Here is a 10,539-nt window from a genome sequence, read left to right on the forward strand (position 1 = left end):
GGCATAAGTAACATCTAAACGTCTTAAGCCCTGAAAAATCATATTACCCGCAACACCATTACCAAACACCACCATATCAAAGCCTTTGTAGGCCAGGTTTACGGTAACACCATAAGTAAGCTTAGGTAGCGGACTGCCAATATAGGTTCTATCGCCAGCGGTAATAGATTCATTACCATCTAGATTGGCATATTTAATATCACCAGGCTTTGCTGTAGGTTGCAAAATAGTGCCGTTTGGTCCTTTATATGCATCAATTTCTGCCTGCGACTGAAATATACCCAGCATTTCGTAACCATAAAATTCGTTGAAAGATCTGCCTAAACCTGTTCTGGTAAAATTACCCATGGTTTGAAAGCTCTGTGCATTATCTTCAATAAAAGTTTTTCCTGGCAACAGCTTGGTCACCTTGTTTTTTAATGTCGATAGATTTGCATTAACGCCTAAGTTAAACTCGCCGATTTTCTTTTTATAGCCAACTTCGAACTCAAGACCTGTATTTTGCATGTCGCCAACATTTTCTGCTGCTCCACCTGCTGCCCCAACGTATAATGGGATATCAGGCGTTTGCAAAACACCAACGGTTTTCTTTTTATAATACTCGGCCGATAGATTAAAATTATTAAATAAGGTTAAGTCGAAGCCTATATTGGTTTGACGGGTTTCTTCCCATTTCAAATCAGGATTTGACAAGGCAGCCGGACTCCATCCAATAGTACTTATATCTGTAGTACCAAAAGTATAATTACGCCCGCTGTTCACCAACGCAACATACCTGAAATCGCCAATGGCATCGTTACCGGTAACACCATAGCCCCCACGGATTTTCAAGAAATTAATCACTTTATTTTCTTTCCAAAAGCCCTCTTTGGTTGGTACCCAACCTAGTGAGAACGATGGGAAGTAACCAAATCTGTTGTTGCTACCAAAACGCGAAGATCCATCACGACGGATAATACCTGTAAATAAATATTTCTCATCGTAATCATACGTTACCCTGGTAAACAACGAGTTAATGGTGTGCGCCGTACCATCGCTACCATCGCTGGTTCTATCACCCGCAATTGGTTTATAGTTCATATTGGCTTCGTAAAAGTTTGTCGCAATTACGTTGGCAAAGTTTACATTTATGCCACGATTATTATTATCCAGGTAATAGCCCTGACCTAATATGGCAAAAGCATGGTGTTTACCTATGTTTTTGGTATAACTTAAGGTATTTTCCCAGTTGTAGTTTAACACCGTGTTCATCTCCCTGTAAAACGATGCCTTATCATTCTTGGTTGACGAGGTTAAGTAAAAAAGAGGTGTAAAACGGTCCTCTCCATAAAATGCAACCTTTGTTCCAAGAGATGATCTGAATTTAAATTCCTGCGAAGGCTGAATCTCTGCAAATACGTTTCCAACAATATTATGATCCCAGGTATAATTTCCCAGTCTGGTTTGCATGTATGCCTGTGGGTTACTCATTTCTTGTCCAACCACACTCGACAATCCGTATGGAAAACCAGTGGCCGGATCTCTTAAAACATTTGGCAAGGTATACGGCGAGGCAGCAATAATAGCCGGATTGGTTTCAATTACAGGTGTAATAGGATCTAAATTGATAGCAGAACTTAAAGGTCCGCCAAATTCGCTATTGGTATTACCCAAACTGCTCGATACGGAGTGGCTATACCCCATATTCTCTCCAAAGGTTAACCATTTTACCGGTTTAAAAGTAGTATTTATACGAACGTTTGCCCTGTTCCATTGCGAAATCGGGCTTGCAACTATACCATCTTGGTCTATATAACCAAAGGATGTATAATAATTCGCTTTATCATTTCCGCCGGATACACTAAACTCATGTGTTTGTCTGCGCGCATCATTATTAAAGATTACCGATTGCCAGTCTGTGCCAACCCCAAAAGATGCAGGATTTGCATAAGGTGCAGCTTTCCCAGAATTAACGGCCGATTCATTTCTGATGATGGCATAATCTGTTGCATTCAACAAATCGAGTTTCTTAGCCGGAGCCGAGGTACCATAAAATGCATTGTAATTGATGTTTATCCCGCCTGCTTTTCCTTTTTTGGTTGAAATAATAATTACTCCATTTGCAGCCCGTGCACCATAAATGGCCTGCGATGCGGCATCTTTTAAAACCTCAATCGATTCGATATCAGATTGATTTAAATAACCGATACCACCATTATCAACAATAACCCCATCAACAACCCAAAGCGGATCGTTATTTCCCGACGATGCGAAAGAAGTGTATCCCCTTACTCTAACCGTAGAACTGGTACCCGGTTGCCCGTTTCCACTTGCAATAGTTAAACCAGATGTTCTACCTTGTAGCKACTGCTCAATTCTGTTAATCGGCATCGTTTCTAAATCTTTTGCCTTTACGCTAGAAATAGATCCGGTTACGACACTTTTCTTTTGTGTACCGTAACCTACCACTACAACTTCCGTTAAATCTTTCGAATCCGCTGCAAGCGAAACATTGATACGGCCGCCTACAGGAACGGTTACCGTTTGCGTTGCCATACCAATTAAACTGATAGTTAATTTACCGCCAACAGGTGCCTGAATGCTAAAAACACCATTGGCATCTGTAGATGCAGCTTTGGTAGTTCCATCAAGCTTAACCGTTACGCCAGGTAAAGGGGCACCATTTTGTTCTGTTACTTTTCCTGTAACCGGAATGTCTTGTGCCAATAAGGCCAGCGGAAATGCCATGATACAGTAAATGAAGAATACGAATGTAAATCTTCCTCTCATAGAAATTAGTTTTAAGTTAATATTTGGTTAGTTAATGACCGGGGCTTTTGGTAGCCCGTTTCATAAATCAAATCTATAACCGTGCAGTACAATTGAACAATTTTACGCTACTACACAAACCATACAGCAGCACTCAATTAACCAAAAAAGAAGATTTTTAGGCCTACATAAGCCCTACAATGAAAATGAAATCAAACTGAATACCAGACACTTAAGCTATTTTAACTAAAAACGTTCTTATTTGTAACGAAAACATTGTTTTAAGGTGTTTTTTGGCGGGCAATGTTGATCAGGAACTCATATAAATTAGTCTCTGGCTTAAGCTGGAGCTTCTTTCTTAAGCGATATCGGCCCACTTCGATGGCTTTAATGGTTACATTCATCAACTGCGCCATTTCTTTTGACGAAAGATTCATCGACAAATAAGCACAAAACTTTAAATCGTTCTGACTTAAATCAGGGTAAAGGTCTTTCAGTTTATTGAAAAATTCGGTGTTTACATGATTGAAGTGAACGCTCAGATGGTCCAGTTCCTGGTCTTTCTTTTCCACATCCTTAATTAGCCTGATGAGGTGCCTGAAACTTGGTGAGCTCTCATTTATATCGTGGTTTTTAATTACAGCCGATATCACTTCTTTAATCTTGGCCAATACTTTGCCACGCTGTACCAGGTGCATGGTCATGGTAGAAAGTTCTTTGTTCTTGTAATTTACATCGGCTTCTAACTTTTCGTTTTGCAGCCTAACAATTTCCTTTTCGTTCCGATCCAGTTCCAGCTGATGCAGGTAGCTCATCCGCTCCTGCTCTTTAATGTGTTTTCGCTTCTGCCATCTAATAATCAACCTAATTAACAGCACAATCAAAATCAGGTAAAAAATCCTCATCCATATGGTATTGTACCAGGCTGGCAGCACGACAAAAGTATAGCCTACCGCTTCCGATTCGTTACCTACATCCGTTCTGGCTTTAATATTGAAAGTATATTTCCCAGCAGGTAGATTGGTATAGTCCTTTTCGCTTTTCGTGTTCCATGCCGACCATTCCTTATCGAAACCAACCAACTGATAACTGAATTTAATATTTTTATCATGCTCGAACAACGTTGAGGAATATTCGAAATGCATTGAATTTAAATTATTGGTGTATTCAGGTATCTCGTTCTGATCCTGTTTGGCAGAAATGATGCCCTTGGTTGTAAAATAGCCTCCAAAAACCAAACTATCCTTTTTACCAAGCAATTTAATCTGCCCCAGCACTACAATTGGTTTGGTTATGTTCTCGATGTATTTTTCATAGTTAATATGGTAGGCTCCCTTATTGGCTCCAATAAATATGTTTTTACTATCCAAGGGGTAAATAGATTCGAAGCCGCCTACTACTTTGCCATCTAACTCGGGCAAATAAAAAATACTAAAAGGATTCGATCCTGATGGCCGGCTAAAATCGATTACGCCTACTTTTTTATTGCTTACAAACCAAATGTTCCCGTCGTTATCCTCCTTCATATATTGCACCGAAATACCCTTTATGGCATTGGCCAATAATTTTAGGCGGACAAATTTTTTCTTCGTGTTATCATATTCATAAATGCCATCAACAGTTGCAATTACCACCCTGTTTTTTATATGGTACACATAATTGTACAATTTAGAAGGTAATCCATCGCGGTCAGTATACATGGTGGTATGCAGTACACGTTTATGATCGGGCTGCAATTCTATTTTATATACCCCATGGTAAGGGTGCGATGCCCAGATATGATCGGGGTTATTATTATCCGCTACAAGAAACCGCAGCGGCTCATTTATGCCGTCAATTCTTCCGCCATTATTAAATAGCCCATCCTTATAGGTTAAGCGTTGTAAACCCCAATAAGTGCCTGCAATAACCTCGCTGCTCGGGTAAACCCGATCTAAAGTCTGGTACAACCAGGTGCCTGGTAAATTGTAAAGCGGCTTAGCTACATTGTTCTGCACCAAAAGTGTACCCTCCTCGTGTGCAAGCAACAGCTTACTGTTAATCTCATCAAGCCCCCAAACCTGCCCTTTAGTATTTTTCACCTCCTCAAAATTCGAGGTGGCATAACTTAAATCTTCGGCAGCAGGATTAACTTTGGTCATGTACAAACCGTTCGATGTACCAATATAAACTGATTGGTTAAACTTCCTAAATGCATAACTCGTAATCTGTTTATTACGGTCAGGAAAAATACTTTTAATAGCGCTATTTATGGCCACATAGGCAATCCCATCATCTAAAGCCAACCACATGTTCTTATCGCGGTCTTGCAGTACTCCCCTTACGTTGTTGTTCTGCAAACCTTCCCTGTAATTGTATTTCTGAATCAGTTCTCCACCTYTGTTCATAATATATACCCCTCCAGAGGTGGTGCCTACTACATACAGATTTTGATTGATCTGATTGGCAAAATAAATCCGGTCGTTAAAAAACACATGATCGAGATTGGTTTTGAAGGGTTTAAGCTGATGGTTAATCAATAGAAAAAAACCGCCCTTTAACGTAGAAACCATCAAAGTATCGCCATTATAAGGTAAAATAGCTGTAACAGACGATTTCTTGAAAACCGGATCAGCACAAAAAGGCTTCCACATTTCCTGCTCATAAACCATTAAAACCGATTCTTCCGATTGGGCAAACACTTTATTATTGGCCATGCCCATAAATAGCCAGGCCTTACTGGGTTTATAGTTTTTAATCACCCCATCCTTATAATGCAGAATGGAATTGTTCGACCTGAAAAAAACTTCGTCGTGGATAATCGAGATGTCCCATATATCAGCCAGTTTCCGCAGGTTTTCGGGTAGCAGGCTTAAAAGCGAAGTATATTTTAAAATCCCTTTCTCATTGGGGTAATAGAAACCAAATTCATCCTGTCCACCTACATAAATCCGGTTTTTAGAGTCGATCCCGATGGAGCGTACCGAGGTATAATTAGGTAAGCGAAACAGGTTCCAATAGCGACCGTTAAAAGTAAGCAGCCCCTCATTGTTCCCAAAATAAAGAATCCCGTTTTTATCCTGTTTAACGTCCCAGTTCTGCATCCCTGCGTTGTACTGCTCGTTATTGTAATTTACAATCTGCGGAATGCCCAAAAGATCCTGGGCCGACGCATGATAGCCCATCAGAAGAAAAGTAACGGCAAGCAGAAGTTTGTACATATGGTTAGGGATCATTCGCACGCAATAATAAATATATAATTTTAATTCCGGTTAACATTGCTTACCGCATCCACTAAAACAAATCATTATGAGTATGAAATAGCTAATGTTTATTTTCTTAGGTGTGCCAAGTTGCCTTAGATGGTAAAATGAAAGCTTATGTGTTCTTATATCTCTTATATGGTAAAATGATGGGTAATCTGGTGGCAGCGACACCTTAGGGGGGTATTTGCTTGAGGTGGTGAGAAAATTTAATCTTATTTTTTGGAGCACAAAGCCTGTAGTGCTTAGGGTTGTTTCAGTCCCGCTTTTACTTCAAGTCCTCTCCCGATGAAAAATCAAGATTGCGGGCTTTCCGTTCAATCGGGGCTAGTTTGCTGGGACTGTGCAATGAAATTAAAAGAAGCTGTATTATAAATATAAAATTGTCATCCTGAGCTTGTCGAAGGACCTTTTTTAGATGTCTCATAAGGCGTTTCGACAGGCTCTCCGTAGAAGTCCTTTGGACAACTTGGCAAATTCGAAGCAAACTATAATTATGAGACAGCCTTTTTAGGTTGTAAAAAAAGATGTTGTTTTATTTTAAAGCGYAACATCCTAAAGGTTTCTAACCATATAAGAATTTAAGGACATGTAAGCTCATATGTTCTTACATGTCTTATATGGTAAAAATAATTAGAGAAAAATATCTTGATCAGAATCTCTTAGTTGGTAAAAAATGACTATTTCATTAAATACGGTTCTACCGCTTTTCGCCAGATGGCATAACCAGCAACATTCATGTGCAACATATCTCCAACAAAAAGTTCTGGTCTAAGCTGCCCGTCTTTGGTTAGCATCAATGGATATATATTAACGAATTTCGTGTTGGCCTCTCTAGCTAAAAATTTTGCGATCAATGCATTCGAAGCTACTGCCTTTGCTTTAAATTTATCCCTGCTCGGACTTGGTTTAATAGAGATGTAAACAATAGGCACCGTTGGTAACTTTGCCCTAATGGCCTGCACTAAACGGATGGTGCGGTTTAAAACAGTATCAGGTGTAACCGTTTCGTTTGGTAAATCGTTCTCCCCCACATACAGTACAATCTGCTTAGGCTGGTAAGGAAAAACAACATCATTTAAATAAAAGGTAATATCGTTAATTACAGCACCACCTATTCCGCGGTTTAAAGCATTGTATTTGGCAAAAATCTGTGTACAGTCGTCCCATTTCCTGATGGATGAACTTCCTACAAACAACACCGGATGAACGGGTGGTTTGTACATTTGATCGTATTTTTTAATGGTTTGCACGTCATCCCAAAAATTAGGTTTCTTTTGGGCAAAAGCAGTTACAGTTAAAAAAGAAATCAAAAGGAAGCTTAAAAATGATCTTTTCATGCGAATAAGGATGTTTAAAGGCTCACAATATACCAATATCCTATTTTTTACTATCAATTCAATCAAATTTATTACTGTACGTATGTAAAAGAAATAGATTGAAATTTACTGTGGAGTAGTGCCTGATTCGCCTGCATTGAGTAATGCAGGCAAACAGGTCTTGTTATCATCAACTAACCAAATATAATGATGAACAAATATAGGTCTTTATTTAGAATTATTCTAAATAATTAACACTAATTAACTAAAAGAATAATAAAACACTAATAATCAATGCATTTAATTTTAAAGAAGAACGCTTAACAACCCTGAAATGAAGCTTTTTAATAAAAATCGTTCAAAGGTTCTCCTTGCGGGCATCCGCTATCAAGCTAAGGCTGTTGAAGGTTATTAACGAACAATTTGCTATGATTAGTATAAAGGGGGTTCCCGCTGACGCTGATTTTTAGAATCTATCATCCTGAGGGGTAATTTATGTATAAAAATCAATATGAATGACAGGAGAATTTAAAAAATTAAATCTCCTCAGATTATCGTCATTGCGAGAAGGCTTTTTCAGCCAACGAAGCAATCTTACAACTATCGCTAGTAGCGAGCGCTTTAAGATTCCCGCCTGCGCGGGAATGACGACCACTTTATTGGAGTCTGTCAATGTGGTCTGTCGAAGACCCTCTTTCTGTGAACCATATAAGACATATAAGTTTCATATAAGCTCAACGAGTTAATCTATCTCTAGAAAATTGATGATCTTGAAGTTTCTGCGCTCATCACCTTAATCTGCGGGAACAAAAAAGAGCTCAAAAGTCAACAGCTAGCAGGGCCCTGACTCCCCTCTCCGTAGGAGTCCTTTGGACAGACTGACAAACAATTAAATTTAACCCCTGAAACCAGCACTAAACCTGTTAAATTCTAACGATAAAGCCGCAATATGTGCCAGTTTCTGTTTGGTAGAATGGTCATCATGATCAACATCTATTGCATCAACATGAGGCCTAGCATCACTTTTTAGCACCTCTGCAGTACTCAGGTTACCTACAATCTGATTAACCAACAATGGATCAGCCTGTTCTGGTTTATGGTTAAGCGAAAGGTATATAGAAGTAATAATTGCATTGATCTGGTAAATGGTCGACTGTACCCCATACAAACCATTAAAATCGATATGTTTCCGCATGGGCTCCTGACTGGCCGATTCAATCGCTTCGCTTAATGCAGATAAACTCAGGTTGGCATTTTTTCTGGCCATGCGCGGAATATTCTCGCCCAGGTTTTCCTTCCTTTCTATCGCCACCTGCAAATAGTGCAAACTATCTTTTGTGGCTTTGCTTATTTTCTCTTTCAACTGGCGGCTGTCCCAAATGGGGAAAAGATAGGTAGCAAAAATGGCAATTACACAGCCCAGCACCGTGAAAATAATCCTGTCGTGTACAATATGGTCGAAATGCCCTTGGTAACTGCCCAGCGTTAAAATTACTGCTGGGGTAATAAACAATACACTTACGGTATAATTTAAACGGTTAAAGGCATAAAAACCCAATAAAAAAATCACCGAAAAAGAAAGCAGCACCGCCGGACTCTTCACAAAATAGATGATGATCAATCCGACGGCGACCCCGCCAAGACTTCCTTTTAACCGCTGTAAGTTCCGTTTCCAGGTAATCGAAAATTTAGGTCTTGCCACAATGACCAGGGTGAGAAAAAGCCAGTAACTGTATTTGCTCGGTTCCAACTGCCAAATGAGCAAGAAACCAAACAGAAAACAGATGGCCAAGCGCAACGAAAACCTAAAGATTGGCGATTTTAACGTAACGTGTTCCCTGATCGAAAAGCGATCGCCGGTAACAAACAAGGGATAAGAAATAGATCCGCTCAGTTCTTGTAAATGTTTCTCGGGCGTGCGCTCATTGCCCCTAATCATTTCGATAATGCGCACAATATCGTTCATGTTCGAAACCACTTTTAATACAATTTTACGCTGGGTTTCGTTTAAACGCTCCATTTCCTGCAACAGCATTACGCGTTTCTGGTAATATTCGATATTGGTGGCCACTTCTCCCTTATAAGCCTTGGCCGACCGAACGTGCCTGCCCAACTGTTCAAGCTCTTTCGCCAGCAATCCAATCAAGGTGGCAATCAGTTTTAAACTCGGGCCCGTTGCCAGCGTTTTGCGCACCAAGGCATAATCATAATGTACGGCATTCAATTGCTCATACAAATCGATCAGTAACCTCGCCCTTTCTAATAACAGTTGGCCTTTAACGTTATCGGGGTTCATAGCGTACTTATCGGTAAGCAACAGGTTCCTGATCAGTTCATGTTTCTGGTTAACCTTAATGTGCAGTTTTATGGCTTCCTTTTGTTGCAGATCGAGTGGTTCATCCACATCGTAATTTTTGGCTTTGGCATTCAAGAACATTGCGCTGCTCATCAAACATTCGAAAATGGCATGGTGAAGTGAGCGGTAAGGGCGGATTAAAATCTGGATTAAACTGATGATATAATACCAAACTCCACCAACCAGGATATAACTGCTAAAATACAGCGGTCGTTCAGGGTGAAGACCCATCACGAATGTACATACAATCAGCGCCATGGTACCAATCAGCGAGAGTTTCTGTCCGTATACGACAAACATCGAAAAGCTGAAAGCAGCGATGACTACTACCACCGCAGTTAAATAAACATCATCTAAAACTGATGAAACCACCAGCGTGGTGGCGAAAAAAACGATAATACTCGATAGTGCTGTTTTCAGCTTGTTCAATCGGTTATCGGGCAGATCGGTTAAACTGATCAGTAAAGCCCCAACCCCTATTCCTTTTGCCGCTTCAGGATTACCCAGGTAAAAGAATAAAATAATGGGCAATACCACAGTAATGGTGGTGCGCAGGGCATCAGAAAAGTACTCGCCTAAAAAGAAATACGAAATGGTAGAGCCGATGCTGTTTTTGCCCATGAATATGTTAATGAATGCTGATAATTGATAAAAGCTGCAAAGATAACAGATTTATAATGCATGCATAACAAATAGCTACACAAAACCAGATACCGATCTGTTCTTTGGACTTTAGCAGCGTAATTGCGTGTTCATAACTTAATCTTCTGTGTTACTTGGTAGTGACGCTGCGCTGAACACTACGGAGAGGAAGGGGTTCTTATTATTTCCACGCCTGACTGAATACAGCACTTATTGGAGCGATCATGGGAGC

General features: G+C 39.9%; 4 protein-coding genes. All 4 read right to left on the minus strand.

Going from position 1 to position 10,539, the window contains the following annotated elements:
• A partial coding sequence (locus AC1DND_RS08780) for a SusC/RagA family TonB-linked outer membrane protein (RefSeq protein ID WP_477580858.1) occupies positions 1-2,769 on the minus strand: 2,769 nt, incomplete at its 3' end.
• A gap of 260 nt (positions 2,770-3,029) precedes the next feature.
• Positions 3,030-5,948, minus strand: a complete 2,919-nt coding sequence (locus tag AC1DND_RS08785) for a ligand-binding sensor domain-containing protein (RefSeq protein ID WP_477580860.1) — start codon at positions 5,946-5,948, stop codon at positions 3,030-3,032.
• A gap of 722 nt (positions 5,949-6,670) precedes the next feature.
• Positions 6,671-7,330 (minus strand): GDSL-type esterase/lipase family protein, encoded by a 660-nt coding sequence (locus AC1DND_RS08790; protein WP_477580861.1) that lies wholly within the window; start codon positions 7,328-7,330, stop codon positions 6,671-6,673.
• Between the two features lie 874 nt (positions 7,331-8,204).
• Positions 8,205-10,286 carry an FUSC family protein gene (locus AC1DND_RS08795; RefSeq protein WP_477580863.1) on the minus strand — a complete coding sequence of 694 codons (2,082 nt, stop codon included), beginning with the start codon at positions 10,284-10,286 and terminating at the stop codon, positions 8,205-8,207.
• Positions 10,287-10,539 lie beyond the last annotated feature (253 nt).

This window comes from Pedobacter sp. 01N416 (assembly GCF_056399685.1).

Excerpts from the sequence above, each read along its gene's own strand:
- AC1DND_RS08795 (WP_477580863.1), bottom strand. The coding sequence starts at position 10,286 with ATGGGCAAAAACAGCATCGGCTCTACCATTTCGTATTTCTTTTTAGGC.
- AC1DND_RS08790 (WP_477580861.1), bottom strand. The coding sequence starts at position 7,330 with ATGAAAAGATCATTTTTAAGCTTCCTTTTGATTTCTTTTTTAACTGTA.